At 55.8% G+C, this 895-nt stretch carries 1 protein-coding gene; it reads right to left on the reverse strand.

The features are described 5' to 3' along the window. Nucleotides 1–890 (reverse strand): acyl-CoA dehydrogenase family protein (locus A3754_RS23765; protein WP_063521525.1); only part of this gene is annotated, 890 nt, incomplete at its 3' end. Nucleotides 891–895: the final 5 nt, after the last annotated feature.

Genomic DNA, 895 nt, shown 5'->3' on the forward strand with positions numbered 1-895 from the left:
CCCTGCTTGCTCATGGGTGCACCAAACACCTCCCGTTGGTTTACCCGTTTGCACATTAGCTCGAAGGCTTCCTGGGCAGCACCGATCAGGCGCATGCAGTGATGAATCCGACCCGGGCCAAGGCGGCCCTGTGCGATTTCAAAGCCACGGCCTTCACCAAGAATCATATTGGCCTTGGGCACACGCACATTATCGAAAATAACCTCCGCGTGGCCTTCCGGTGCATCGTTGTAACCAAACACCTGCATCGGGCGAACAATATTGACGCCGGGGGTATTGGTGGGCACCAGAATCTGCGACTGCTGCTGATGCCGGTTGGGGTTGTCCGGGCTGCTCTTGCCCATCACGATCATGATTTCACAGGTCTTGCGCATAGCCCCACTGATATAGAACTTGCGGCCATTGATCACGTAGTCATCACCGTCTTCGGTGATCCGCGTTTCAATGTTGGTAGCATCGGAGGACGCCACTTCCGGTTCGGTCATGGCAAAGGCACTACGAATCCGGCCTTCCAGCAACGGCTGCAGCCACGCCTTTTTCTGGGCTTCGTTGCCGTACTTGGCCAGCACTTCCATATTGCCGGTATCCGGAGCCGCGCAGTTGAACGCCTCGGAAGCAATACGGCTGCGGCCCATTTCCTCGGCCAGGGGCGCATATTCCAGGTTGCTCAGGCCGGCACTGTATTCCCCGTACTCCTTGGGCAAGAACAGGTTCCACAGACCTTTGGCTTTGGCTTTTTCCTTCAGCTCATCCATGATCGGCGGGGTTTCCCACGGGCTTTTTTCCAACTGCTCGTGGTACAACCCTTCCACCGGGCGAATTTCGGTGTTGATGAAATCGCGCACCTGGGCGATCAATGTCTGCATTTTTTCTGTGTACTGAAAATCCATGAAAC

The sequence above is a fragment of the Alcanivorax sp. HI0083 genome (assembly GCF_001635175.1).